At 73.7% G+C, this 26,429-nt stretch carries 21 protein-coding genes; 15 read left to right on the top strand and 6 right to left on the bottom strand.

Annotation, left to right across the window (positions count from 1 at the left end; translation table 11 throughout):
• The 4 genes from FB388_RS05280 (at nucleotide 1) to FB388_RS05295 (ending at nucleotide 5,917) form a co-directional block, all read left to right on the top strand.
• Nucleotides 1-1,578: an FAD-dependent monooxygenase gene (locus FB388_RS05280; RefSeq protein WP_142097657.1), complete on the top strand. Its 1,578-nt coding sequence runs from the start codon at nucleotides 1-3 to the stop codon at nucleotides 1,576-1,578.
• Nucleotides 1,575-3,650, top strand: a complete 2,076-nt coding sequence (locus tag FB388_RS05285) for an acetate--CoA ligase family protein (protein ID WP_142097660.1) — start codon at nucleotides 1,575-1,577, stop codon at nucleotides 3,648-3,650. Before FB388_RS05280 ends, FB388_RS05285 begins: the two co-directional genes overlap by 4 nt.
• Entirely contained in the window at nucleotides 3,631-5,325 is a 1,695-nt protein-coding gene (locus tag FB388_RS05290) for a (2,3-dihydroxybenzoyl)adenylate synthase (protein ID WP_142097663.1), read from the top strand. The genes FB388_RS05285 and FB388_RS05290 overlap by 20 nt, the downstream gene beginning before the upstream one ends.
• Nucleotides 5,326-5,494: 169 nt before the next feature.
• On the top strand, nucleotides 5,495-5,917 hold the full coding sequence (locus tag FB388_RS05295; protein ID WP_142097666.1) for a DUF6069 family protein: 423 nt from the start codon (nucleotides 5,495-5,497) through the stop codon (nucleotides 5,915-5,917).
• Between the two features lie 69 nt (nucleotides 5,918-5,986).
• On the opposite strand, the gene FB388_RS05300 is transcribed toward FB388_RS05295, so the two are convergent.
• From FB388_RS05300 to FB388_RS05310, 3 genes are read right to left on the bottom strand one after another with little or no spacing between them, the layout of a single operon-like run.
• Entirely contained in the window at nucleotides 5,987-9,025 is a 3,039-nt protein-coding gene (locus tag FB388_RS05300; protein ID WP_142097669.1) for an ATP-binding protein, read from the bottom strand.
• A 9-nt stretch (nucleotides 9,026-9,034) separates the two neighbouring features.
• On the bottom strand, nucleotides 9,035-10,246 hold the full coding sequence (locus FB388_RS05305) for an MFS transporter (protein ID WP_142097672.1): 1,212 nt from the start codon (nucleotides 10,244-10,246) through the stop codon (nucleotides 9,035-9,037).
• Nucleotides 10,243-10,860 carry an NADPH-dependent FMN reductase gene (locus tag FB388_RS05310; protein ID WP_142097675.1) on the bottom strand — a complete coding sequence of 206 codons (618 nt, stop codon included), beginning with the start codon at nucleotides 10,858-10,860 and terminating at the stop codon, nucleotides 10,243-10,245. The genes FB388_RS05305 and FB388_RS05310 overlap by 4 nt, the downstream gene beginning before the upstream one ends.
• 191 nt (nucleotides 10,861-11,051) lie before the next feature.
• On the opposite strand from FB388_RS05310, the gene FB388_RS05315 reads away from it, so the two are divergent.
• Nucleotides 11,052-12,005 carry an NAD(P)-dependent alcohol dehydrogenase gene (locus FB388_RS05315; protein ID WP_142097678.1) on the top strand — a complete coding sequence of 318 codons (954 nt, stop codon included), beginning with the start codon at nucleotides 11,052-11,054 and terminating at the stop codon, nucleotides 12,003-12,005.
• 10 nt (nucleotides 12,006-12,015) lie between these two features.
• Here FB388_RS05315 and FB388_RS05320 read toward each other — a convergent pair whose 3' ends face one another.
• Nucleotides 12,016-13,035, bottom strand: coding sequence for an NADP-dependent oxidoreductase (locus FB388_RS05320; RefSeq protein ID WP_211361775.1), 1,020 nt, complete (start codon nucleotides 13,033-13,035; stop codon nucleotides 12,016-12,018).
• A 154-nt stretch (nucleotides 13,036-13,189) separates the two neighbouring features.
• Between FB388_RS05320 and FB388_RS05325 the strand changes: the two genes are divergently transcribed.
• The 9 genes from FB388_RS05325 to FB388_RS05365 all read left to right on the top strand — a co-directional run bounded on the left by FB388_RS05325 (nucleotide 13,190) and on the right by FB388_RS05365 (nucleotide 23,505).
• Nucleotides 13,190-14,071 carry a helix-turn-helix domain-containing protein gene (locus tag FB388_RS05325; RefSeq protein WP_142097684.1) on the top strand — a complete coding sequence of 294 codons (882 nt, stop codon included), beginning with the start codon at nucleotides 13,190-13,192 and terminating at the stop codon, nucleotides 14,069-14,071.
• An 89-nt stretch (nucleotides 14,072-14,160) separates the two neighbouring features.
• Nucleotides 14,161-14,859, top strand: a complete 699-nt coding sequence (locus FB388_RS05330) for an SDR family NAD(P)-dependent oxidoreductase (RefSeq protein ID WP_142097687.1) — start codon at nucleotides 14,161-14,163, stop codon at nucleotides 14,857-14,859.
• 275 nt (nucleotides 14,860-15,134) lie between these two features.
• Nucleotides 15,135-16,064, top strand: coding sequence for an SDR family oxidoreductase (locus tag FB388_RS05335; RefSeq protein WP_142097690.1), 930 nt, complete (start codon nucleotides 15,135-15,137; stop codon nucleotides 16,062-16,064).
• 38 nt (nucleotides 16,065-16,102) lie between these two features.
• Entirely contained in the window at nucleotides 16,103-17,044 is a 942-nt protein-coding gene (locus FB388_RS05340) for an MBL fold metallo-hydrolase (RefSeq protein WP_211361776.1), read from the top strand.
• 196 nt (nucleotides 17,045-17,240) lie between these two features.
• Complete coding sequence (locus tag FB388_RS05345; protein ID WP_170225474.1) at nucleotides 17,241-18,539, top strand: amidohydrolase family protein; 1,299 nt, start codon at nucleotides 17,241-17,243, stop codon at nucleotides 18,537-18,539.
• Nucleotides 18,540-18,620: 81 nt separating this feature from the next.
• A complete protein-coding gene (locus tag FB388_RS05350) occupies nucleotides 18,621-20,006 on the top strand; it encodes an MFS transporter (protein WP_142097699.1) in 1,386 nt (461 codons plus the stop codon).
• Complete coding sequence (locus tag FB388_RS05355; protein WP_142097702.1) at nucleotides 20,003-20,962, top strand: fumarylacetoacetate hydrolase family protein; 960 nt, start codon at nucleotides 20,003-20,005, stop codon at nucleotides 20,960-20,962. Before FB388_RS05350 ends, FB388_RS05355 begins: the two co-directional genes overlap by 4 nt.
• Nucleotides 20,946-22,481 (top strand): AMP-binding protein, encoded by a 1,536-nt coding sequence (locus FB388_RS05360; RefSeq protein WP_142097705.1) that lies wholly within the window; start codon nucleotides 20,946-20,948, stop codon nucleotides 22,479-22,481. The genes FB388_RS05355 and FB388_RS05360 overlap by 17 nt, the downstream gene beginning before the upstream one ends.
• A gap of 106 nt (nucleotides 22,482-22,587) precedes the next feature.
• Nucleotides 22,588-23,505 (top strand): LysR family transcriptional regulator, encoded by a 918-nt coding sequence (locus FB388_RS05365; protein ID WP_170225475.1) that lies wholly within the window; start codon nucleotides 22,588-22,590, stop codon nucleotides 23,503-23,505.
• A gap of 87 nt (nucleotides 23,506-23,592) precedes the next feature.
• Here FB388_RS05365 and FB388_RS05370 read toward each other — a convergent pair whose 3' ends face one another.
• The gene (locus tag FB388_RS05370; protein ID WP_142097711.1) at nucleotides 23,593-24,564 is read right to left on the bottom strand and encodes an SDR family oxidoreductase; all 972 of its coding nucleotides are present in this window, start codon (nucleotides 24,562-24,564) and stop codon (nucleotides 23,593-23,595) included.
• Between the two features lie 55 nt (nucleotides 24,565-24,619).
• Complete coding sequence (locus tag FB388_RS05375; protein WP_170225476.1) at nucleotides 24,620-25,303, bottom strand: DUF3159 domain-containing protein; 684 nt, start codon at nucleotides 25,301-25,303, stop codon at nucleotides 24,620-24,622.
• 187 nt (nucleotides 25,304-25,490) lie between these two features.
• On the opposite strand from FB388_RS05375, the gene FB388_RS05380 reads away from it, so the two are divergent.
• Entirely contained in the window at nucleotides 25,491-26,339 is an 849-nt protein-coding gene (locus tag FB388_RS05380) for a helix-turn-helix transcriptional regulator (protein ID WP_142097717.1), read from the top strand.
• Nucleotides 26,340-26,429 lie beyond the last annotated feature (90 nt).

Genomic DNA, 26,429 nt, shown 5'->3' on the forward strand with positions numbered 1-26,429 from the left:
ATGCGGATCGCCGTCGCGGGAGGCGGGCCCGGCGGCCTGTTCTTCGCCACCCTGATCCGGCGGGCCGACCCCTCGGTCGAGGTCACCGTCTTCGAGCGCAACCGCGCCGACGACACGTTCGGCTTCGGCGTGGTGTTCTCCGACCGGACCCTTGCCGGGATCCACGAGGCCGACCCGGTGCTGCGCCAGGCGCTCACCGAGCACGGCCGGCACTGGGACGAGATCGAGGTCCGGCTCAAGGGCGAGCGCATCCGCTGCGGCGGCAACGGCATGGCCGCGATCGTGCGGCGGACCCTGCTCGCGCTGATGCAGGCCCGCGCCCGCGACGTCGGCGCCGAGCTGCGGTTCGGATGCGAGGTCACGCTCGACGACCTCGCCGGCTACGACCTCGTCGTCGCCGCCGACGGCACCGGCTCGAAGATCCGCGAACGGCTGGACGCGGACCTGGGCGTCGAGGTGGAGACCGCGACGGCGAAGTTCATCTGGTTCGGCACCGACTACCTGTTCGACGGGCTGACCTTCGTGCACGAGCGCGGCCCCGACGGGGTCTTCGCGGTGCACGGCTACCCCATCTCGGATGAGGTGTCGACCTTCATCGTGGAGACCGATGAAGCGTCATGGCGGCGCGCGGGACTGGACGAGTTCGACGTCACCCAGCCGCCGGGCGTCAGCGACATGGTCTCCAAGCGGTACCTGGAGAAGCTGTTCGCCGACCAGATCGACGGGAAGCGGCTGCTGGTCAACAACTCCCGATGGGGCAACTTCCGCACCCGCCGCACGAAGCGCTGGCACACGCTGCATCCGCGCCCGGTGGCCCTCCTCGGCGACGCGGTGCACACCGCGCACTTCTCCGTCGGCTCGGGCACCAAGATGGCGATGGAGGACGCGGTGGCGCTCTCCCGTGCCCTCGCCGCGCATCGGGGCGAGCTCCCGGCCGCGCTGGCGGAGTACGAGGCGGCCGCGCAGCCGTCGGTGCGGAAGATCCAGGACTCGGCGCGGCCCAGCCTGGCCTGGTGGGAGCACTTCGGGCGCTACCACGACGCGTTCGAGCCCTGGCAGTTCGCCTACCACTTCCTCTCGCGTTCGATCACGGACGCGCGGCTCGCCCGGCGCGACCCGGACTTCGTCGCCGCCGGCCACCGCGGCTGGGTCTCCGCGCACGGGGCGGAGCCCCTCGACACGCCGTTCGAGCGCGGCGGCTGGTCCACCCCGGGCAGGCTGGTGAGCCTGTCGAGCGCCGACGGGGTGCCCACCGCGGTGGCAGGCGGCCTCCCGCTCACGACCCGGCCGCAAGCCGGGCCGTGGGGCGCACTCGTCGCCGCCCCCGATACCGAGGACGGGCTGCCACGCGTGTTCGCGCGGCTCGGCGAGCTCGCCGAGCTCGGCGCACGGGTTCCGGTGCTGGTCGCCGTGCACGGCGGCACGCCGCTGACCCGCACGCTGGTGTGCGAGCAGGCCCGCATGCACGACCGGCTGCCCGCCCTGCTCGTCGACGCCGGTGACCGGGAGGGCCTGCCCGACCGCGCGCTGACCGCGGTGCTGTCGGGCCGTGCCGACCTCGTGGGGGTTCCCGCATGACCAGCACGGTGCCGCCGACCGGCACAGGGGGACTCGACGCGCTGTTCGCGCCGAAGGGGATCGCCGTCGTGGGCGCCTCCCGCAACCCCGCCAAACTGGGCGCCGCCCTGGCCCGGTCCCTCGCCGGCTTCGCGGGAAGGGGTGGCCACCTCGCCCTGGTCAACGGCCGGGACGAGGCCATGCACCCGTCGGTGCGAGCCGCGGCCGACGCCGGCCCCGTCGACCTGGCGATGGTCTGCGTCCCGGCCGCCGCCTGCGCCGGGGTGCTGGCCGAGGCGGCCGACGCAGGCGCCCGCGCCGCGGTCGTGTGCGGGGGCGGGTTCGCCGAGGCAGGCGGCCCGGGTGTGCGCTACCAGGAGGAGCTCGCGGCCGTCGTCGCCGGCACCGGGCTCCGCCTGCTCGGCCCGAACACCAGCGGCTTCCTGGCCCCGCGCTCCGGGGTCACGGCGAGCTTCGTCCCCGGCGCCGCGCAGGTCCGGCCCGGCCGCATCGCCGTCGTCGCGGCCAGCGGCGGGGTCAACCACGCCATGGCCTTCCTGCTCACCGAGGCCGGGCACGGCGTCAGCCTCGCGGTGGGGCTGGGCAACGCCGTCGACGTCTCAGCCCCGGACGTCCTCGACCACCTCGCCGAGGACCCGGAGACCGCTGCGGTCGCGCTCCACCTGGAGTCCGTGGCCGACGGGCCCCGGCTCGTCGACGCCGTGCGCAGGCTGTCCGCTCGACGCCCCGTCGTCGCCCTCGTCGTCGGGCGCCACGACATCGGCGCCTTCGCCGCCTCGCACACCGGTGCCCTGGCCACCTCCTGGCGCACCACCCGCGCTGCCCTGGCCCAGGCCGGAGCGGTGCTCGTGGACGACGAACGCGAGCTGGTCGACGCCGTCGGGGCGCTCGCGGTCGCCCGGGCCCGGCCCGGCCGCGACCCGGGCGTCGGCGTGGTCACCGCGCAGGCCGGGCCGGGGCTGCTGCTGCTCGACGACCTGAGCGGCAGGGGAGCGCGCGTACCCGGGCTCGCCCGCTCCACGCAGGAGACGCTGGCGACCCTGCTGCCGCCGCTGACCTACCAGCGCAACCCGGTGGACACCGGCCGGCCCGGCCCCGAGCTGGGGCAGGTCTTCCGGGCCGTGGCCGAGGATCCCCGGGTCGACGTGGTCGCCGGGTACGCACTGCACGAGCCCGACGCCGTCGACCTGGTGGCGGCCGTGCGAGATGGGCGGGTCCCGGACGTGCCGCTCGTCCTCGGCGTCGGGGGCACCGGCGACGAGGTCGTGCAGGCCCGCCGGGACCTCCTCGACGCGGGCGTCGCGGTGGCCACCGAACCGCGCGGGGTCGGGGCCGGGATCGGGGCGCTGCTGGCCGACGCCCGGGTCCGGGCCCGGCGGCCGGGGGCCGTCGGGCCGCAGCAGGTGCCGACCGGGATCCGCGGCGCCCACGACGAGCACCGGGCGAAGGGGCTGCTCGACCGGCTGGGCATCCGTACGACCCCTCGCCGCGCCTGCGGGTCCCGCGCGGAGGCGCACGCCGCCCTGGCCGAGCTCGGCGGGCCCGTCGCCGTCAAGATCCTCGACGCCACGGTGCTGCACAAGACCGAGGTCGGCGGCGTCCACCTCGGGATCGGCGGCCCGGCTGAGCTCGACACGGCCCTGGATCGGCTCGACGCGATCGGCGCGGCCCGCTACCTCGTCGAACGGATGGCGCCCCCCGGTGTCGATCTGGTGCTCGGGGCGCGCCGCGACCCGGTGTTCGGGCCGATCCTGCTGCTCGGCCTCGGCGGCACCACCGCGGAGGCCCTCGCCGACGTCGCGATCCGGCTCGCCCCGCTCGCCCCGGACGAGGCCGCTGAGATGCCCGCCGAGCTGGCCGGGCACGCGCTGCTCGACGGCTGGCGCGGCGGGCCCGTCCTCGACACCGCCGAGCTCGGGCGCGTCACCGCGGCGCTCGGCGACCTGCTCGTCGCCAACCCCGGCCTCGACGAGATCGAGGTCAACCCGCTCCGACTCACCCCCGACGGCCTGGTCGCGCTCGACGCGGTCGTCATGGCAAGGGAGGCCGCCGATGCCCACCCCCATCGCTGACCACACCGTGCCCTGGCCCGACCACGCGGTCCGGGAGTACGTCGCCAAGGGCTACTGGGCCGGGGTCGCGCTCGGGACGCTGCTGCGCGAGGTCGCCGACCGCCGCCCGGATGTCCCGGCCCTGGTCGACCCCGCGGCCGGCGTCCGGCTGACCCACGGTGAGCTCGCGGACCGCGCCGACGCCGCCGCGGCCCGGCTGCTCGACCTCGGCATGAGCCGCGGCGACCGGGTCGTGGTGCAGCTGGGCAACGGGTGGGAGTTCGTGGTGCTCACCGTCGCCTGCCTGCGTGCCGGGATCGTCCCGGTCATGGCGCTGCCGGCGCACCGCCGCACCGAGCTGGCCCACCTCGCCCGGCACGCCGAGGCCACCGCGATCGCCGTGCCGGATCGGATGCGCGAGTTCGACCACCAGGGGCTGGCCCACGAGCTGGCCGACGACGTCCGGGCCGTCACCGGCGGGCCGTGGCACGTCCTCGTCGCCGGGGACGACCTCGGCCAGGGCAGCGTCGACCTGCGCGCTCTCTGCGGGCCCGGCGAGGACCCGCACGCCGACCGCGCGCGGTTCGACGCCGCGGCGCCCGGCAGCCGCGACGTCGCGGTCTTCCTGCTGTCCGGCGGCACCACCGGCCTGCCCAAGCTGATCGCCCGCACCCACGACGACTACGCCTACAACGCCCGTCGCAGCTCCGAGATGGCCGGCATCGCCGCCGACGCGGTGTACCTGGTGGGCCTGCCCGCCGGGCACAACTTCCCGCTGGCCTGCCCCGGCATCCTCGGAACGCTCCTGGCGGGGGGCCGGGTCGTGATGCTGCCCTCGCCCGAGCCGGTGCGGGCGTTCGCGACGATCGCGGCCGAGGGCGTCACGCACACCGCCGTCGTTCCCGCGGTGGCCGCCCGCTGGCTCGACCACGCCGTCGAACACGGCGCGGACCAGGTCGCGTCGCTGCGCGTGCTGCAGGTCGGCGGCGCGCGCCTGGCCGACGAGCTGGCCCGCAGGGTCCGGCCCGTCCTCGGCTGCACGCTGCAGCAGGTCTTCGGGATGGCCGAGGGGCTGCTCAACTTCACCCGCCTCGACGACGACGAGGAGGTCGCCTGCACCACGCAGGGCCGCCCGATGTGCCCGGACGACGAGGTCCGCCTCGTCGACGAGCTCGACCAGGACGTCCCGGCGGGTGAGCCCGGCTCGCTGCTCACCCGCGGCCCCTACACCCCGCGCGGCTATTACAAGGCGGACGAGCAGAACGCCCGCGCGTTCACCGACGACGGCTGGTACCGCTCCGGCGACATCTGCCGCCGCACGCCCGAAGGCAACCTGGTCGTCGAGGGCCGCGACAAGGACATGATCAACCGGGGTGGCGAGAAGATCTCCGCCGAGGAGGTCGAGAACCTCGTCTACCAGCTGCCGGCCATCGCCCAGGTCGCCGCGGTGGCGATGCCGGACCCGGCGCTGGGGGAGCGGGTGTGCCTCTACGTCGTGCCCCGCCCGGGCGGCACGGTCACGTTGGAGGAGGTCCGGGAAGCGATGGAGCGGATCGGCGTGGCCCGGTTCAAGCTGCCCGAGCACCTCGTGCTGGTCGACGAGCTCGCCACCACGAAGGTCGGCAAGATCGACAAAAAGGCGCTGCGCGCCGACATCGCCGAGCGCCTCGGCTCGGCCGCCGGAGCGCCCGCGTGACCTCTCGGAGGCCGACGACGGCGCCGGAGCTGGTGGCGCGGACGGCTCATCGAACCGCACATGCGGTTCCAGCGAGTCCGGCCGGGCAGCGATGAGTTCCAGCCCGGTCGCGAGTCTGCTCTGGTACGAGACCGGCACGGCGCCGGTCGGTCCAGCACCGGAGGTCGCCATGTCCGCCATCACCGCCACCCGCACCGCCGCCGCCTCCTCCGTCCCCACGGTCGGATCGCTCCTGCGGGACGGAGCCGCCGCCACCGTCGTCGCCGCGGTCGCCACCGCGGCCGTCGCCGCCGCCGGTTCGGCGGTGGGGATCAGCCTCGACGTCGCGGGTGCGTCGATCCCGGCGTCCGGGTTCGCGACCCTGACCGTCATCTTCTCGGTCATCGGCCTGCTCATCGCCGTGGGCCTGCGCCGGTTCGCCCGGCACCCGCGCACCACCTGGATCCGCACCACCGTGGCGCTGACCGTGCTCTCCCTGGTGCCGGACGTGCTCGCCGACGCCGCCACCACCACCAAGGCGCTCTTGATGGTGACGCACCTGGTGGCCGCCGCGATCGTGATCCCGGCGGTCGCCCGCCGGCTGCGCGCCTGACGCCGCTGCGGTCGTGCACGGGCCGACACCTCTTCGTCCGCGAGCTCGCCCGCATCCGCTGACGGGCTGCTACCGGCGCCACGCCACGGGCTCGGTGGGCCGGTACGCGCAAACCCTCCCGGTGTGCACCGCCTCCGCGAGGTGGGCCGCGAGCTCCGGGTGGACGGCGCGGAGCCGGCGGATGCTGTCGCGGATCCGCGCCGTCACCGTCTGCCGGGCGCGTTCGCGCTCGTCACCCAGCCTGCGGGTGCGCCCGCCGAGCCCGGCGGCGCGGCGCAGCTCGTCGAGCAGCGCCGCCCGCTCCGCGTCGAGCCGGGCCGCGCGCCGGTCGTCGCCCCGGTCGAGTGCGGCGTCGATCTCGCCGTCGAGCGCGGTGAGACGGCGCAGGTACGCCCGCCGCGCAGCGTCGTCGATCATCGGATCGGCGCCGGTGGTGCGGGGACGCCGGGCCTCCGTCCCGTGCAGCAGGTCGACCGCCGGGACGTCGGTGTGCGGCACGGCGAGCAGGGTGGCGATGTCGCGCAGCCCCTTGGCGTCCGGGACGTGCGCCGTCCGGCCCGCGAACGTCAGGGTCCAGACGTCGTCGTCGCGGCGGAACTCGGCGGCGGGCCGGTCCCGCTCGCCCGCGCCGAGCGCTGCGAGGGCGTCCTGCGCGCGCTGCGCCCACGGCCGGGCGTGCAGGCGGCGCGCCGATCGGACGGCCGCGGTGAGGCCCGCGACGGCGTCGTCCCGGCGCCCGGTCGCCACGTCCACCCGGCCGAGCCAGTAGGACACGGGCCCCCACACGGCCGAGCCGCCCGAGAGCACCGCCCAGCCGTCGCGCACGGGGACGGCGGCCGCGCGGGCCCGCTCGGCCAGCGCCGGGTCGCCGGTCGCGGCGGCGACCTCGCACAGGTACACGACGTGCATCCACCGGAACCGGCGGTGCACGCCTGCGATCAGCCGCTCCACGTCGTCGAGGCGGCTCAGCGCCCGGTCCGCGTCGCCCGCCGCAGCGGCCGTCAGCCCCTCGAGCACCGGGTTGAAGGGGTGCCCGGGGACGGCGGTACGGGCGACCTCGAGCGCGGCGTCGTGGTCGCCGCGCAGGGTGTGCAGGGCCCAGGCCTGGTCGCGCCACATCGGCGCGCTGTCAGCCTCGCCGAAACGCGCGCCGAGGTCGCGAGCGGCGTCGACGAGGTCGGCGGCGCGGTCGAGGTCGCCGGTCAGGAGGGCGGTGGTGGCCTCCCGCGACGCGACGAGGTAGCGGTGGCGCGGCAGCCGGGTGCGCTCGGTCAGCGCCCGGAACGTGGCGAAGGCGTCGAACGCCCCGGGGTCGCCGCGCTCCAGCAGCGCGAGGAAGCGCAGGAATGCGGCGAGCCCCTCGAGCTCCCGCGCACCCCGGCCGCGGGCGAGCGCGGCGAGCTCGTCGAGCAGCTCCAGCCGCTCCGCGGCGGTGCCCGGCTCCCAGCGCCCGTCGTGGCGGGCGAGCAGGCTCCAGCCGAGCGCGTCCGGGTCGCCGGACGCCCGGGCGACGTCGACGGCCTGCCGGCCGAGCTCCAACGCCCTCGGGTGGTCGACGGCGTGGTGCGTGCGCGCCATGCTCGCCGCGGCGAGGACCCGCGCCCGCAGCGGCCCGTCCTCCACATCGGGCAGGACGGCGTCGAGCATCGCGATCTCGTCGTGTCCCGGCCCGCCCGGGTCGCCGAGGCGGTGCACCTGCAGCGCCGCCCGCGCCCGCAGCTCCGGCCGGTCGGCGCCATTCAGGACGCCGAGGGCGGTCTCGCGCGCGCCGGTGATGTCGCCCGCGCGGTCGAGCTGAGCGGCCAGCTCGAGCCGGACCTCCACCTCGACGTCCCGGCCGGCGGCGGCCGGTTCGGTGGCGAGGAGCGCGAGCGCGTCCCGCAGGTGCCGCACCGCCTCCTCGGCGGCGAGCCGCGCCGCGGCGTCCCGGGCGGCGGCGACCAGCACCGGCACGACCCGGGCCGGTGGCAGCGCCGGAACCGCCAGCCGGGCGTGCCGGGCGAGCGTGGCGGCGGACGTCCCGGGTCGTCCGCTCAGCACCCCGACGAGCGCGGCGTGCAGCTCCTGCCGGCACGCCGCGGGCAGCCGCCCGTAGAGGTGCTCGCGCACGATGTCGTGCACGAAGGCGCACCGCCCGTCGCGGCGCACGACCAGGGAGGCGGCCTCGGCGGCGGCGAGCGCCTCCTCGACGGCGGCGGCGTCGAGCTCGGCGACCGGCCGCAGGGCCTCGGGGTCGAACGTGTGGCCGGCGACGGCCGCGGCCTCCAGCGCCGGCACCGCCTGCGGGGCGGCCGCTGCGAGCACCTCCAGCCGCCGCTCGACGACGTCCCGGACCCCCGCGGTGGGTGGCCCGTCCCGCAGCGCCCCGTCCAGCAGGGCGGTCTGCTCCACGAAGAACGGGTTGCCGCCGGTGCGCTGCACGACCCGGGCCACCGCGGCGTGGTCGAGCGCGCGACCGGCCCTTGCGAGCAGCTCCCGGACGCCGTCGTGGTCCAGCCCGGTGAGCCGCAGCTGCGTCGCCCGCCCCAGCAGCGGCAGCAGGCGCGGCCGGGCGGGGTGCGCTGCCGCCTCCAGCTCGGTGTCGCGGTACGTCCCGACCGCGAGCACCGGCTCGAACCACGCGTGCCGGGTCAGGAAGTCGAGCATCTGCAGCGATGCCACGTCGGCGTGGTGCAGGTCCTCCAGCACAACGACGATCGGGCGCCGCGCGGCCACGGTGACCAGCACGGTGGTCAGCGCGTCGTGCAGCCGGAACGACGCGTCGCCGCCGGAGTCCGCGGCCGAGTGCTCCCCGAGCAGCGGGTCGAGGGCGTCGCCCGCGGCGGCGGTCGCGGCCTGCCACTCGGCGGTGTCCGCGATCCGGGCCAGCCGCCGGACCACCTGTACCCACGGCCACCGCCCCGGCGTCCCCTCGGTGTCGGTGCACGCCCCGGTGGCCACCAGCGCACCCCGGCGGGACGCGGCCAGGCCGATCTCGGCGGCCAGGGCGGACTTGCCGATCCCGGCCTCACCGCTGATCAGCAGCAGGCCGCCGCGCCCCGCCGCGAGCTGGTCGAGCGCGCGCTCCGCCGCGGCGAGGGCGTGCGCCCGCCCGATCAGCCCGCTCACGCGTCCTCCCTACCCGACCGCGACGGCGATCGCCGGTCCGAACGCCGCCCCCAAGAGGTAGCAGAGCGTGAAGAGCGACAGCGCGGGCTCCCGGTCCGGTGGCGGCACGGCCGCGCCCGCCCGCAGCCCGAGCGCGCCCTGACCGGTGGCCGCCGCGACCGAGCCGAGCAGCATGGCGGTGAACAGCGGCGCCGGGGCACCCCCTGTGGCTGCGAGCAGCGCCGCGGCGAGCGACGTCGCCACCAGCATCAGGGTCAGCACCGGGTACCGCAGACCGGCCGTGACCGGCACCAGCACCAGCGCCAGCAGCCCTCCGGCGAGGTACGGGCCGAGCAGCGCCGAGCCGAGCTGGTCGGCGCCCCAGCCGGTGGTGGCCGCGAGCACCGGTGGGGTCGCGTAGATGATCGCGAAGTTCACCACGGCGAGCCCGAAAGCGGTGGCGCAGGCGAGCAGGAACCGGCCGGAACGGGGCACCGACGCGGGCACGATCCCGCCGGGGTGCCGGCGGGCGTGCCGCGCCAGCCAAATCCCGGCACCCGCGGCCACCGCGGCTGCGACCGTGGCGCCCGCCGCGGGAAGTGCCGTGAGCAGGGCGAGCGCGCTGACGGCGAGCACCAGCAGCGTCACGCCGAGCGGGTCGCGCGGCCCGCCCGCCACGGGCGGCTGCGCACCGCGCAGGGCGGCCGGGACCGCGAGCAGCGACAGCAGCGGCAGCACGAGGGCCACCCGCCACCCCAGCGCCGCCGCGACCTGGGTGCCGACGAGCGGGGCGACCGCCCCGAACGAGGCCAGCGCGCCCGACACGGTGCCCATGGCCACCGGCCCGGCGGCCAGCCCGACGGCGGTGACCGTCAGCCCCACCGAGCCGAGCGCCTGCAGGGCGCACCCGGCGACGACGAGCACGACGGCCGGCAGCGCCGCGGAGGCCAGCACCAGCAGGGCGCCCGCGACCACGAGCGCCGACGACACCGCGAGTGCCCGGCGAACCCCGAGGCGTGCGATCACCCGGCCGGCGAGCGGGCTCCCGACCGCGATCCCCCAGCCGAACGCCGTCACCAGGGTGGCGGCGGTCCCGGCCGTCGTGCCCAGCGCCGCGGCGATGTCGCCGAGCACGAGTGCAGGCGCGGTGATCCCGAACGACAGCGGTCCGGCGAGCAGGGCGAGCCACGGCAGCGCGACCCGGCCCTGCCGACGGGCGTCCGCCGCGACGGCCCGGCTCATCGGACGTAGGGCCGGTCGGAGCGGGCCGCGCGCAGCGCCGTGCCCCACCAGGCCAGCCGGTCCAGGGCGGTCCCGAGCGCGCGGACGGCGCCCGGGTCGCAGACCCAGCCGCTCTCGTCGAGCGCGCCGTCGTCGAGCCCGAGGCACACGGTGTCGCGCAGCACGGTGACGTGCAGCTCGCCCAGCACGAGCCGCAGCTGCTCGGCCGCTCGCAGCCCGCGCGCCATCCCGCCGTAGGCGACCACGGCCGCAGGCTTCGCGTACCACTCCTCCCGCACGGCGTCGATCGCGTGCTTGAGCGAGGCCGGGATGCCGCGGTTGTACTCCGGCGTCACGAACACGAACGCGTCGGCCCGGTCCACGCGCTCGGTCCAGGCCCGCTGCCCCGGGGTGGGGTCGTCGGGCAGGTGGGCGGGCAGGTCGACGTCACGCAGGTCGACGACGTCGACCTCCAGGTCGGCGCGCCGCTCCGCGTGGGTCGCGGCCCAGCGGGCCACGGAGCTGCCGACCCGCCCCTCGCGCACGCTCCCGATGACGAGCGCGACGCGCAGCGGGCCGTCCGACGCCGTGGTGTCGGTGGCGTCCGCGACGGGGCGCTCGACGACGACGGTCATCTCGGTCTCCTTCCGGTCGGATCTCTTCGTCCACCCGGAGGGCGCGAGACGCCGTCTCACACCCGTGAGACGCGGACGGTCGCCGTCAGGAGGCGACGGATGTCCGCCCTCGTGTCGAGCATGATCGGGGTGTCGTCCGGCTAGGCTGCGTGCGTGCGTGGTGGCCCCGCTGGGGCGAAGGACGAGTTGTCGTGAGAGCCGTCGTCCACGACCGCTACGGCCCGCCGTCGGTGCTGCGGGTCGCGGATGTGCCGGTGCCGTCGCCGGAGCGGGGTCAGCTGCTGGTCCGGGTCGCCGCGACATCGGTGAACCTGTCGGACTGGGAGACCCTGCGGGGGAGTCCGCTCTACTCCCGGATCGGTGGCCTGCGGAGGCCGGCGCGGCCGGTACTCGGCTCCGACATCGCCGGGTGGGTCGAGGCGGTCGGACCCGAGGTCAGCGGCTTCGCCGTCGGCGACGAGGTGTACGGGGACAACCTGTGGCTCAAGGGCGGCTTCGCGGAGTACGCCGTCGCGCCCGCCTCTGCACTGGCGCACAAGCCCGCCGAGCTGTCGTTCGTCGAGGCCTCGACGATCCCGCAGGCCGGCCCGATCGCGTGGCAGGGCACGGCGACCGCGAGGCCGGGCCTGCGGGTGTTGGTCAACGGGGGAGGCGGCGGGTCGGGCTCGTTCGCGATCCAGCTCGCCAAGCGGGCCGGTGCCCACGTGACCGCCGTCGACAACGGGGACAAGCTGGACTTCATGCGCTCGGTCGGCGCCGACGAGGTGCTCGACCACCGCACCCAGGACTTCACCCGGGGCGAGCCGCAGGACCTGGTGCTCGACCTGGTCGCCCACCGATCGGTCTTCGCCTACCGCCGTGCCCTTGCCGGCGGGGGACGGTACCTCTGCGTCGGTGGCACCACGCGCGCCCTGCTCCGCGTGCTGACGCTGGGCACCGTGCTGGGGCTGTTGACCGGTCGCCGGCTCGGCGTGCTCGCGGTGAAGGCAGGGCCCGAGCACTTCGAGCCGGTCGCGGAGCGGTGCGTGGCCGGCGAGGTCCGGATCCACATCGATCGCACGTTCCCGCTCGAAGAGGTACCGCAGGCCCTCGTCCACGTCGGCGAGGGCCGTTCGCTCGGCAAGGTGGTCGTCGAGGTGGCGTGACAGCGACCTCTCAGCCGGCCTTCGCGATCATCTTTCCGGGGCCGCGGCCGGTGAACATCTCCGGGAACACGGCGGGGATCACCTCGAGGCCCCCATCGATGATGTGCGTGCTGTAGTGCAGCTCCTGCTCCGCGACGGCGGGGGCGAGATCCGCGAGGAACTCGGGGTAGCGGTCGTAGAACTCGGTCACGTCGAAGCCGCGGATGGTGAGGGTCTTGTAGAGGGCCGCCCTCAGCAGGTCCGGCAGGTTGTCCGGTCCCTCGAAGGAGCCGGTCTGCGTGATCTGCGACATGACGCCCCCCACGGCGATCTGCGCGTTCCGGTTGAGGTGCGGCACCAGCGCGGGGAGCAGGGCGGCACCCACGTTCTCGTAGACGGTGTCGATGCCGTCGGGCAGGGCGCGGGCGAGTTGCTCGGCGAAGTCGGGCGCCCTGTGGTCGACGGCGGCGGCCAGACCGAGGTCCTCGAGCAGGTGGCGGGTCTTCTCGGGGCCGCCGGCGACCCCCACGACGCGGTGTCCCCGCAGCTTCCCGATCTGCGCTGCGGCCGAGCCGACGGCACCGGCCGCGGCGGTGACGACGAGGGTGCCTCCCGGCTTCGGGTCGAGGATCTCGGTCAGGCCGACCCACGCCGTGAGACCCGTGACGCCGAGCACGCCGAGGTTCGCCTCCAGCGGCGCAGCGTCCGGGTCGACCACCCGGAGGTCCGATCCGTCGGACACGGCGTAGTCCTGCCAGCCGGTGGTGCCGAAGATGCCGGCGACGTGGTCGCCGACGGCGAAGGCGGGATTGTTGCTCTGCTCGACGACGGCGACCGTGAATCCGAACATCGTGTCACCGAGCTCGATGGGGGCCTGGTCGCTGTTCGCGTTCCCCATCAGGATGCGGTTGAAGGGGTCCAACGAGAACAGGATGTTCCGGACGAGCACCTGCCCGTCGCCGGGGACGGGAACGGGGCGCTCGACGATCTCGAAGTCGCTCTCCTTCGGGTTCCCGTGCGGCCGGGCCGCCAGGATGATCTGTCGGTTCACTCGCGAGCTCATGCTTGGTTCTTTCCTTCGTGGAGTGGGACGAGTGGTGCCGCACCCAGAAGACGTCGGGCGCCGGGACCGGACCAGTGCCCCGGCCGGCCCAGGTAGTGACAGGACCCCCTCAACCTGGTGCGGGGCGAATTACCGTGCTGGTGTGACCGACAGGCCGAACCACCTGGGCGAGTACCTCCGCGCACGCCGCGAGCTCGTCACCGCCGAGCAGGTGGGCCTCCCCGATGCCGGCGGGCGGCGGGTGCCCGGTTTGAGGCGCGAAGAGGTCGCCATGCTCGCCGGGATCAGCGTCGACTACTACCTGCGCCTCGAGCGGGGACGCGACCGCAACCCGTCCGTGCAGGTGCTGCAGGCCATCGCACGCGTCCTGCAGCTCGACGACGAGCACCTGGCCCACCTGCTGAGCCTCGTATCGGACCACCCCCGACGGACGCGACGCAGGCCCCGGAAGGAGACTGCGCCGGCCAGCACCGTCGAGCTCCTGTCGGCCCTGCCGCATCCCGCGTTCGTCGAGGGGCGCTACTTCGACATCCTCGCCGCCAACGCCATGGCCACCGCGCTGTCGCCGCGCCTGTCGGTCGGGGGCAACCAACTGCTCGACCTGTTCATCGACCCGGCAGAGCGGGGCCTCCACCTGGACTGGGACGGCACCACGAAGTGCTACGTCTCCAGCCTCCGCCAGTCCGTCGGCACCGACACCGACGACCAGCGGCTCATCGAGCTCGTCGGAGAGCTCTCCCTCGCGAGCCCACGCTTCCGCACCCTGTGGAACCGCCACGACGTGAGCACCCAACGCGGTGCCTCGGTCCCGTTCGACCACCCGCAGGTGGGCGAGGTGCGGCTGTACCGGGAGCGGCTCGCGATCAGCGGAACGGACGGCATCACCCTCGTCGTCTACCACGCCGAAGCCGGCTCCTCGGACGCCGAGAAGCTGGCGCTCCTCGGCTCGTCCGCGCTCCCGCCGGCCGATGGGCGCGACAACGGCATCTCGCGGACCCGTCACCCCTCCGTCGGACGCGACTAGCGCTCGCTCCGCGACTCACCACCCCGACACCGCCCCGCCCATCGCGCGGCGTGGTGACGGTCGACCCACCCTGGAGAAGGCAGGTACCCATGACGAGTGAGCAGCGAGTCGCCGTCGTCACCGGTGGCACGGGCGCGATCGGGAGCGCCATCGTCACGGCGCTCGACACGGCGGGGTACCGGACGGTCGTTCTCGGCCGCCGCGGCGGGGACATCCTCGCCGATCTGGCATCGGAGTCGGCGACCAAGCGCGCCGCGGCCGAGGTGCTGGACCGGTACGGGCGGGTCGATGTCCTGGTCCACTGCGCCGCCGTCATCGATCCGATGCCCCTGAGCGAACTCGACGCGGGGCGTTGGCGAACCGTCCAGGCCGTCAACGTGGAAGCCCCGCTGTGGCTGGCGCAGGCGTTCACGCCCGGAATGGCCGAGCGCAAGTTCGGACGCATCGTGTTCGTCGCCTCCGACACGCTCTGGTCGCCGCCGGGTGCCCGGTTCCTGCCCTACGTGGCCAGCAAGGGCGCCATGATCGGCATCATGCGCACGCTGGCCGTCGACCTGGGAGCCGACGGAATCGCGGTCACCGCGGTGGCACCGGGTCTCACCGACACACCCATCGCGCGGAGCGTCAACGACCCCGGTCAGATCGAGGCGGTCGTCGCCACGCAGGCGATGAAGCGCGCACTGGTCCCCGAAGACAGCGCCAACGCCGTCGCCTTCCTCGCCTCCGACGGCGCGGAAGCACTGACCGGACAGGTCCTCGTCGTCGACGGCGGATCCACGATGCGCTGAACCGCCAAGGGTGGCGCTGACTGAATGAATGCTCTGCCCGGCGGTCCGCTCGCGCTCATTCCTGTGAGGAATGGGCGCCATGCCGAACGGATATTTGGGTCACCTCTGGTCTGCTGTTAGCGTCGTCGTTGTCGCGGTTCGTGCGGCAGTCCGCCAATTGCCCTGCGGAATCGGGTGGAGATGCCTGAATCCGTCGAAATCGAGGGCATGGTCGGATTCGCCGCGTCAGCGTCGTGCTGTTCACGGCAGTCGCTGACGATGTTGGAGGTGCTTGCATGCGCGTACTGGTCACCGGTGCGTCGGGATGGATCGGATCCGCGGTCGTCCCCGAGCTCGTCGGAGCAGGGCACGTGGTCACCGGGCTCGCCCGGTCGGACGCGTCGGCGGCCGCCGTCGAGGCGCGGGGTGCCACGGTCGTCCGCGGGTCGGTCGAGGACCTCGACGTGCTGCGCGAGGCGGCCGCGGCGGCCGACGCCGTCGTTCACCTCGCCTTCCGGCACGACATCGCCTTCGCGGGGCGCTTCGCCGACGCCGTCGCGTCGGACGCCGCCGCGATCGAGGCCCTGGGGGCGGGCCTGCCGCCCGGCGGGTCGATCGCCGTCGCCGGAGGCATCCTCGGGCTCGCGCGGGATGGGGCGAACCCCGCCACCGAGCGCGACTCGCCCGCCCCGGGCTCGGTGAGCGACCATCGGCAGCCCGGGCCGAGCGCCGCGCTCGCCCTCGCCGAGCGCGGGCAGCGGGCGTCGGTCGTGCGCCTGTCGCCGACCGTCCACGGAGAGGGCGACGCCGGGTTCATGGCCACGCTCGTCGAGATCGCCCGCAAGCACGGGTTCTCCGGCTACCCGGGTGACGGGTCGTCGCGCTGGACGGCGGTGCACGTCCGTGACGCCGCGCGCCTGTTCCGGCTGGCGATCGAGGTGGCGCCGGCGGGATCCGTGCTGCACGCCGTGGCCGACGAGGCCATCCCGGTGCGGCAGATCGCCGAGGCGATCGGCCGTCACCTCGACGTCCCGGCGCGCTCGCTTCCGGCCGAGGAGGTCGACGAGCACTTCGGCTTCCTCGCGACGTTCCTCGACCTCGACGGCCCGGCCTCCAGCGCCCTCACCCGCGAGCTGACGGGCTGGACACCGCGCGAGCCGGGCCTGCTCGCGGACCTGGACCAGGGGCACTACTTCGCACCAGGGGCAGGCGGCAAGTGGGGGTGATCCCGGCACAGCACACGATCATGGACAGGAGAAGCGCCATGGCATCTGTGCCGTTCTCACGAGGGTTGCACGAAGTGGCGCCCAGCTGCTGGGCGTGGTTCGAACCGCCCGGGAGCTGGGGTCTGAGCAACTCGGGTCTCGTGCGGATCGGTGACGAGATGCTCGTCATCGACACCCAGAACGACGTCGGGCGTGCCCGTGCCGTCCGCGCTGCGGCCACCGACCTCGGTGGGCCCGGTTCGGTCACGACCGTGGTCAACACCCACGAGGACGGTGACCACTGGTTCGGGAACACGGTGTTCGACGGCGCCCGCATCGTCGCCACCACGGCCGCCGCGGCCGGTATGCGGACGCTGCGGGTCGATCCCCGCCGCCTCTCCGACGTCGGGGACGAGGGCACCGCGCTGCGCCGCTGGTCGCGGTGGCGCGCGTCGATCTACGACTACGAGGGCTGGCGACCGGTGTACCCGACCGAGACCTTCGACGGTGCCCGCACGCTCGAGGTCGGCGACGGGGCGGTGGAGCTGCGCGAGGTGGGACCCGCCCACACCGGCGGCGACGCGATCGTGCACATCCCGGAAGCCGGCGTCGTCTACGCAGGCGACATCCTCTTCCACCGTTCCACGCCCATCGTGTGGGCGGGTCCGGTCTCGAACTACATCGCGGCCTGCGACGTCATCCTCTCGCTCGACCCCGCCGTCGTGGTGCCCGGCCACGGCCCGGTGGCCGGCACCTCGGGCGTCCGTGAGACGCGGAACTACCTCTCCCGCCTGCTCGAACACGCTGCCCGGTGCGTCGAGGCCGGTACGCCGCTGGAGCAGGCCTACCGCAGCTTCGACCCCGGCGAGTACCGCCTGTGGCCGCACGCGTCCCGGGCGTTCCAGTCGATTCGCGCGGTGTACGCCGAGCTCCGACCCGACCTCAGCGATCTCTCGTGGCAGGAAGCGATGGAGATCGTGCTCGCCGACGACGCGAGCTGAGCAGATCCGCTCCTACCGAGATGATTCGACACCGCTCCCTGAATCGTGGAATCGAGGTTCGATGAGTGCTGACGGGAATGCGCGACCGGATCCGTCTGCCGAGCGCCGTCTCGCGGCCCTCCTCGAGCGGCATGCCGCCGGGCGATCGGTGGAGGCGAACCAGCAGATCCTCCTCCGAGGGGGGTCGGTGCTGTCGATGGACGGTGACGTCGGCGACTTCGCCGTCGGCGACGTGCTGATCGTCGGGGACCGGGTCGCCGCGGTCGGGGCCTCGATCTCCGCGCCGGAGGCGGTCGTCATCGACGCGCGTCACCACATCGTCATGCCGGGCTTCTGCGACCCGCACATCCACTGCTGGGAGGGCTCACTCGGCCGGATCATCCCGGAGAACATCCCCCAGACCACCGAGGACGCGATCGGCGGTGCCCCGGTGTCGGGCCGCAGCTACATGTACGCCGCCCATCGGGCGTTCGCCCCGGCGTGCCGCCCGGAGGACATCTACGCGGGCACCCTGAACACCCTGCTGGCCGCGCTCAACGGCGGGATCACCACGGTCGTCGACAACATGCACAACGCCCGCTCGCCCGAGCACTCCGATGCCGGGGTCGAGGCGCTGCTCGCGTCCGGGGTGCGCGGTGTGCACGCCGTCGGACGCCCTCGTGCCGGCACCTGGGCCGACCCGTTCCCGGCCGATGCCCGGCGGTTGCGGGACCGGTACTTCGGCGACGACGACGACCTGTGCTCGATGCGTCTCTTCGCGGCCGGCTTCGACGACCTCACCGACCTCCTGCCCGTCCGCAAAGAACTCGATGTGTGGTTCTCCTTCGACAGCGGGATCGAGAAGCAGGACCTCGCCCGGTTGTACGCGGATGGATCCTTCGATGGACGGGAGGCGATCAACCACGCGAACTTCCTCTCACGTGACCAGCGGCAGCTCGTGATCGACAACGGGGCGCAGGTGAACGTGTGCCCCCGTATCGAGTCCCAGTTCCGGTACGGCCGGATCCCGTACGACGAATGGGTCGAGCAGGGGCTGCGGCCGGGGCTGAGCAACGACAACCCGATGACCTACGCGATCGACATGTTCGCCGAGATGCGTGCGCTCCACCTGGTGCAGCGGGTCGACCAGCACCGTTCCGGAAGTGCCTCGGCGACCCTGCGGGAGATCTTGCAGTCCGCCACCCAGCAGGGCGCGAACAACTGCGGCGTGGGGGACGTCGCAGGATCGCTGACTCCGGGCAAGAAGGCCGACGTCATCCTCGTCGACGCGTCGGCGCCACATCTCTTCCCCCGGAACAACGTGCTGGCCTCGGTCGTGCAGGGCGCCGGGGTGGAGTCCGTCACCGCCGTGCTCGTGAACGGCCGTGTCGTCAAGTGGGACGGCCGGCTGATCGGCGTCGACCTGGACGAGGTCCGGCGCCGCGTGCAGGAGTCCCACGACCACCTGCTCGACGCAGTGAACTGGCCGCACGCGGCCGTCGACTTCGACGACTAGCGGAGAAGGCCGAGTCGGTTCCATCACCTCGTGGGCCTCGGCGCGTCCGATGGCCACGCGCCTCACAAAGGATGCCTTGCAATGACGCAATCATCGTCGGTCGAGGCCGAACGGAGGGCCAGGCGGAACATCCGCCTGGGCTCGTTGGGCGCCGCACTCGAGTACTACGACTTCGTCGTCTACCTCTACGTGGCGACCTTGATCGGTCAGGCGTTCTTCCCGGCCGACATGTCGCCGACGATGAGGCTGGTCCAGACCTTCGCCATCTACTCGACCGGTCTCCTGATCAGGCCGGTCGCCGGGATCCTCATCGCCAGGGTGGCCGACCGGGTCGGGCGGAAGCGGTTGTTCATCCTGACCGTTGTCGTCATGTCGGTGGCCACGCTGCTCATCGGGCTGCTGCCGACCTACGACCGGATCGGCGTGCTCGCGCCGGTGCTGCTGTTGCTGCTGCGGGTCGCCCAGGGCTGCGCGGTGGGTGGGGAGATCCCCGCGGCCGCGGTCTTCGTCACCGAGCACGCCCGGCCGGACGGCGTCGCGCGGGCTGGCGCCTTCCAGCAGATGACGGCGTACAGCGGGTTCCTGCTCGGTGCGGCGGCTGCGTTCGTGGCCGGCCTCGTGGCGACGCACCTGACACCGGAGCTGCCCTCGCTCGCATGGCGGCTTCCGTTCGTCGTCGGCGGGTTGCTCGGGGTCGTGGCGATCTACCTGCGACGCAGGATCGACGAGACGCCCGCATTCGTCCGCGAGACCGTCGAGGAGGGCAAGCGTCCGGCCGCTCCGGTTCGTGAGGTGCTCGGCAAGCACCGCCGTGCGGTCGGGTACGCGGTCCTCCTCGTCATCGCCCTGACGCTCGTGAACATCACCTACTTCAACTTCTGGCCGACCTACCTGCAGACCGTCCTCGGCTACTCCTCGACGACGTCGCTGGCCGCCAGCCTGATCTCGATCGCGGGCGCGATGGCGGCCATGCCGGCATGGGGTTACGTCGCCGACCGGTACGGCTGGAGCCGGATGCTGCTCTGGGCCGGTCTGTCGACCGCGGCGACCACGGTGTTGCTCCTGGTCGTCATCCCCGCCCTGCCTCCGGGATCCGGGCTCGCCGTGTGGGTGCAACTGCCCGCGGCGCTGTCGGCCGGTGGGATCGCGGCCTCAGCCCCTGGCCTGGTCTCTGCCATCTTCCCGACCGAGGTGCGACAGACCGGCTTCTCGCTGCCGTACAACCTGGTCGTCGCGGTGCTAGGCGGCTTCCTCAACCTGATCCTGGTGTGGCTGGTCGCGAACGTCGGGCTCGGGGCGCCCATGTACGTGGTGCTGGTCGCGTGCGGCCTGACGACCGTCGCCGCCTTCGTCGTCCTGCGGGTCCCCATCCACCTCGGCCGAGGAGCCCGTCCGACCCACGGGTTCTCGAAGGCCGGCGACCCCGCAGCAACCGGCCGGCCCGGACTCGAAGGAGCGATGTCATGAAGTGGGTCACCTACGAGGCGGGAGACGGCGTCCGCACCGGCGTGCTCGACGGCGGGTCCGTCCGAGGGCTCGCCGCGGGCACGACCCTGGAGGGGCTGCTGGCGAGCGGCGGTCTCACCGAGGCGGGGGAGGACGCGCGGCGCGCGCCCGCGGAGGTCCGCGCACTGGCCGAGGTGCGGCTGCTCGCCCCGCTGCGTCGTCCGCCGTCGGTGCGGGACGGGCTGTGCTTCCTCGACCACCTCCGCGGGTGCTACCGGGCGCTCGGCCGGGACGTCCGGTTGGCCGAGGTGTGGTCGCGGAGCCCCGCCTTCTACTTCGCCAACGCCGACGCGATCGTCGGGCCGTACGACGACGTCCCGATCTCGCCGGGTTCCACGATGTTCGACTTCGAGCTCGAGCTCGGCGCCGTGATCGGGCGGGGTGGCCGCGACCTGCACCCGCACCGCGCCGAGGAGCACATCGCCGGCTTCACGCTCTACAACGACTGGACCGCGCGCGACCACCAGGTCGTGGACATGGCCCAGGGCATCGGGATGGCCAAGAGCAAGGACAGCGCCATCACGCTGGGGCCTGCGCTGGTCACCGTCGACGAGCTCGAACCGCACCGCCGGGACGGGCGTCTGGTGCTCGAGCTGTCCGCGACGGTCAACGGTGAGGAGCTGACCCGGGGAACGCTCGCCCAGATGGACTGGACCTTCGGCGAGCTACTCGCCTACATCTCGCGGGGGACGGATCTCCCGCCGGGTGCGGTGATCGGGTCCGGCACGGTTCCCGGTGGCTGCCTGCTCGAGCACGTAGACACCTCTGAGCTGGGAGATTTCCCGCGCTGGCTGCAGCCGGGGGACGTGGTTAGCCTCAGTGGGGTGGGGCTGGGGGAGACCCGGCAGACCGTGACGCAGGGGATCGACGTCATCCCGCTGCGACTCGAGGAGGAGTCCCGTGCCGGACGTCGATGACACCGTTGAGCGCTGGCTGAGCGAGTACGCGGCGCCCGACGCGAACGTCGCCACCCTGCTCTGCGACCGCCACGACCCGGACGCGGTCGCCTTCCGGTTCGTGGACGAGGACCTGGCCGGGTCGACGCTGACCTACGGCGAGCTCGGCGACCGGTCCCGGCGCCTCGCCACCGGCCTCGCCGACCGGGGGGTGGAGCGTGGGGACCGGGTGGCGGTCCTGATGTCCAAGCGCCCCGAGCTCGTCGTCGCGCTGCTGGCGCTGTGGCGGCTGGGTGCGGTGCACGTGCCGCTGTTCACGGCCTTCGCCGGCGGCGCGATCCGGCTGCGGGTCGAGAGCGCGCAGACCCGGCTGGTCCTGACCGAGCCGGAGCAGCGGGCGAAGCTCGACGCGCTCGAGGGTGTCGACGTGCTCGAGACCGGCCCGGACGTCGACCGGCTCGTCGGCGACAGCGCGCCGTGGACCACGTCCGAGGCGGTCGGCGGCGACGGCGCCTTCCTGCAGCTCTACACCAGCGGCACGACCGGGAAGCCGAAGGGCGTCGTCGTTCCCGTGCGGGCGCTCGCCGCTTTCCAGACCTACCTGCACTACGGGCTCGACGTGCGGGCCGAGGACGTCTACTGGAACGCGGCGGACCCGGGCTGGGCCTACGGGCTCTACTACGGCGTCGTTGCGCCCATGGTGGGCGGGCGGGCCAACCTGCTGTCCCGTGGGACGTTCACCCCCGGGTCGACAGCGGCCGTGATGCAGCGGTTCGGCGTCACCAACTTCGCCGGTGCCCCCACCATGTACCGGGCGATGAGCAAGGCGGCGGCCGGGCCGGTCCCGCTACGCCGGGCATCGTCCGCCGGTGAGCCGCTCACCCCGGACGTGGTGGAGTGGGGGAAGACGACGTTCGGGGTCCCGATCGCGGACCACTACGGCCAGACCGAGCTGGGCATGGTCATCGGCAACCATTGGCACGAGGACGTCGCTCGGCCGATCCGGGCGGGCTCGATGGGGCATCCGCTGCCCGGCTTCGTCGCCGGTGCGGTGGACGGCCAGATCGCCGTCGACGCGTCGGCGAGCCGGTTGTTCTGGTTCGAGGGCTACCAGGACGCACCGGAGAAGTCGGCCGAACGCTTCATCGAGGCCGGGAGGTGGTACCTGACCGGCGACGCCGGCCGCACGGACGAGGACGGGTACTTCTTCTTCACGGCCCGCGACGACGACGTCATCCTGGCCTCGGGGTATCGCATCGGTCCGTTCGACGTCGAGAGCGTGCTGGTCACGCACCCCGCGGTCGTCGACGTGGCCGTGGTCGGGCGGCCGGACCCCGAAGGCGTCCGCGGCGAGGTCGTCGAGGCGTTCGTCGTCACGAGCGCCCCACCGGAAGCGCACGACGCGCTGGCCCGGGAGCTCCAGGTCCTCGTCCGGGACACGTACTCGCGCCACGCCTACCCGCGTACGGTCCACTTCGTCGATGCGCTGCCGAAGACGCCGAGCGGCAAGATCCAGCGATTCCTGTTGCGGCGGGGCTGAGCACGTATTCTTCCGAGGAATACGTTTGTTACGGTGGCGGAGGTACAGCCGTGACAGCGCCACCCGGATCGCCGGCGCGGCCGAGCGGCCGGGACGGGGTGATCCGGTGGACATCCGGCAGATCCAGTACTTCACGACAATCGTCCGCGAGGGGAGCTTCAGCCGCGCCGCCCGCAAGCTGTACGTCGGCCAGCCCGCTCTCAGCAAGCAGGTCCAGGCGCTCGAGCGCGAGTTGGGCGTCGAGCTACTGGTGCGACTTCCCGAAGGCGTCCGTCCGACGGTCGCCGGTGCCCGCCTCGACGAGATGGCCCAGACCCTTCTCGGCTACGTGGACGACATCAGGTCGGCGGTTCGGGAGGCTGCTGCATCGCTGGTGGGAACCGTGCGACTCGGCCTGTCGCCGTCGCTCGTCCCCGGGCTGGCCGGTTACCTGGAGGAACGGTTCGCCGATGAGCACGAGCAGGCCCGTATCGAGATCGTCGAGGCCTTGCCGATGTTCCTCGGGGAATGGGTCGAGGAGGGGCGACTGGACCTCGGCATCTTCACCCATCAGCCCTGTCACGCGAACCCGCACCTGTCGGTCACCGCACTCGGTTCGGACGAGATGCTGCTCGTCGCGAGGCAGGGCATGCTTCCCGACGTCGGCGACCACGCCACCCCGGGCGTTCTCCAGTCCCTTCGGCTGGTCCTGACTCCGGGCTTTCGCGATCTACTGCGCGCGAGCGTCGAGCTGGGGCAGGTCGCGGAGGACATCGGTTCCCGCACGGACTCCATCCACCGGGTCAGGGACCTCGTGGCGCGGGGGGAGTTCTGCTCCGTCCTGCCGCACACGTTCGTTCGGGACGACCTGGACGCAGGCCTGTTCGAAGCCGTGGCATTCGCGCCGGTACTGGAGCGGCAGGTCGTGGCGGCCACCCGCGCGGGACGTCGGTGCTCGCCGGCCGTGCGTGCCGTCATCGAGATGGTGCGGGTACGGCTCGGCGAGTTCGCCGAACTGCGTGACCGCGCCCGGTCGGCGAGCTGAGGGTCGTACGGGCGCTGACCGTCGGGGTTCTGACGACCCGGGACGACGTCGACCCGGACCGCATCGGGGCGCTGGGGATCCTGACGATCACCCCGCCTGGCGTGGCCCGGGGTGCGGTTGCGGCGCGGTGAAGGACACCTTCGCCAGTTCCTGGGAAACGCGCCAGACGCGCTCGGCGTCCTCGGTGCTGCGGAGCGGGCGGTAGAGGGTCTGCTCGGCGGGGGCGCCGGAGAGGCCGCCGAACCCGTTCGGACCGTAGAACCGGCCGCCGCGGGCGTCGGGGGAGGTCGCGGCGTACAGCGCCGGCAGCACGGCTGTCTCGACCGTCCCCATGACGCCCCAGCGGGACAGCATTCGGATCAGGCGGTACTGGGGGACGGCCTGGTCGCGTCCCATGTGCGGTTGGGCGGCGAGCAGGTTGGTCGGGGCGACTCCGGGGTGGGAGATGTTGCTGGTGATGCCCCAGCCGCCCGCCTGGCTGCGCCGGTCGAGCTCCAGGCCGAAGAGCCCGAAAGCGATCTTGGACTGGGCGTAGGCGCCGCGGCTGGCGTAGCTGCGTTCCCAGTTCAGGTCGTCCCAGCTGATGGTGCCGAAGCGGGCGGCGAGGCTGAGCTGGTTGGTGATGCGGGCGTGGCCGGAGCGCAGCAGCGGCAGCAGGTGGGCGATGAGGGCGACGTGGCCGAGGTGGTTGGTGCCGAACTGCAGCTCGAACCCGTCGGTGGTGGTCAGCCGGTCCGGGGGCTCCATGACGCCGGCGTTGTTGACGAGGATGTGGATCGGCCGGCCCTCGGCCCGCAGGGTCTCGCCGAGGGCGGCGACGGAGGCGAGCGAGGACAGGTCGAGCTCGCGCAGCGAGACGTGCGCGCCGGGCACCTGGTCGGCGATCCTGCCGATCGCGGCGTGTCCCTTGGCCGGGTTGCGGACGGGCATGACGACCTCGGCGCCTGCGGCGGCGAGGCGGGTGGCGAGACCGAGGCCGAAGCCGTCGCTGGCGCCGGTGACGACGGCGCGCTTGCCGGTCAGGTCGGGGACGGTGATGTCGGGGCGGGTGCGTGGCATGACGGTGCTCCTGGTGGTTGGTCCTGCATCCGGCTCGGCGGTCGTGCGGGGCCGGTCAGCTGCGGGGGGTCGGGGTGGCGGCGGCCGAGCGGCGGATCGCGCGGCGGGCGGCGGCGACGGTGAAGGCGGCCAGCACGAAGGGCACCGGCATGACGGCGACGTCCATGGCGGCCATGGCGGCCAGCTGGTCGGTGAGGTAGAGCACCCCGCCGAGGACGAAGTTGACGAAGCAGATGCCTGCCGCGATCAGCGACGTGACGTTGTAGACGCGCCGCAGCGCGGGGTGCCGGCGCCAGTTGCGAGGCCCGCGGGCCAGGCGGTTGAGCGCGACCCCGGTCAGGGGCCGCCCGACGAGCACCGAGCCGAGGAAGGCCAGCACCCATCCGGCGGGCAGCAGGGTGGGGACGAGGAAGAAGCCCCGCGCTTCCCCGGTGAGGGCGGCGACCAGCGCGCACCCGGCGGCGACGACCAGGCCGATCAGTGCCACCCTGAGGGACTCCCGGCGCACGAGCCGCACGCCGAAGGCCACGGATGCGGCCCCGGCGAGGGCGATGAACGCCCAGGTCAGCCCGGCGACGGCGTTGGCGATGACGAACGCGACCGTGGGAGCGGAGGCGATGGCGACCCCGGTCCAGCCCCCCGACCTCTCCACGGCCCGACGCGTGGCCGTGGCGATGGTCGGCCGCTCGTCGTCGACGGTGAGGCCTCGCTGCGGCGCCGTGGCCATCTCGCTGTCCATGCGTCGTTCCTCCGTGGGTGCTGGATGTGCCATCGAGACTCGCTCGTCGCCGGAAGGACATCCACGGCCTCCCGATCCGTGGCTGAGCGAGCCACCGCGGCCGCCCGATGGGGGGCTCGACGAGCCGTGGCTGGCCGCGCCCACTGCCGGTAGGAACGACGCAGCACCGAGGACCAGGAGGCAGGCCATGATCGACCGAGCCGGGCTGGGGGCGTTCCTGCGCCACCGCCGGGAGTCACTACAGCCCGAGGACGTCGGCCTCCCGCGCGGATCACGCCGCAGGACCAGCGGGCTGCGGCGCGAGGAGGTCGCTGCTCTCTGCCACATGTCGACCGACTACTACGCGCGCCTCGAGCGCGAACGCGGGCCCCAGCCGTCCGAGCAGATGATCGCCTCGATCGCGCAGGGCCTGCACCTCTCGCTCGACGAGCGCGACCACCTGTTCCGCCTCGCCGGGCACCACCCGCCCACCCGCGGCGCGGACAGCGAGCACATCAGTCCCGGCCTGCTGCGCATCCTCGACCGGCTGGCCGACACCCCCGCCGAGATCGTCACCGAGCTCGGCGAGACCCTGCGCCAGACCCCTCTCGGGGTGGCCCTCACCGGGGACGCGACCAGGTACACGGGTCCGGCGCGCAGCAACGGCTACCGCTGGTTCACCGACCCCGCCGCACGGCGGCTGTACGCGCCGGAGGACCACGCGTTCCTGTCCCGGATGTACGCCGCGGGCCTGCGCGCGATCGTCACGTTGCGCGGTCCCGGTTCCCGGGCGGCGCACCTCGCGGACCTCCTCCTCGCGCAGTGCGAGGAGTTCCGGCGGGTGTGGGACAACCAGGAGATCGGGATCCGACCCCACGACACCAAGCGGTTCGTCCACCCGGAGGTCGGCCGGCTGGAGCTGAACTGCCAGCGGCTGCTCGACCCGGAGCAGTCGCACTACATGATGGTCTACACCGCGGTTCCGGGCAGCGAGAGCTACGAGAAGCTGCAGCTGCTCTCGGTCATCGGGGCTCAGCCGGTCCAGTCGGACCTGTGAGCGATGCCGTCTTGCGGGACGACCGGCAGCGGGATGGCTATGCCGCGGACCTCGTCCAATCCCCACCTCGCATCGGTCCAGGATTTCGAC

It is taken from the genome of Pseudonocardia cypriaca, assembly GCF_006717045.1.
Taxonomy (GTDB): Bacteria; Actinomycetota; Actinomycetes; order Mycobacteriales; family Pseudonocardiaceae; genus Pseudonocardia; species Pseudonocardia cypriaca.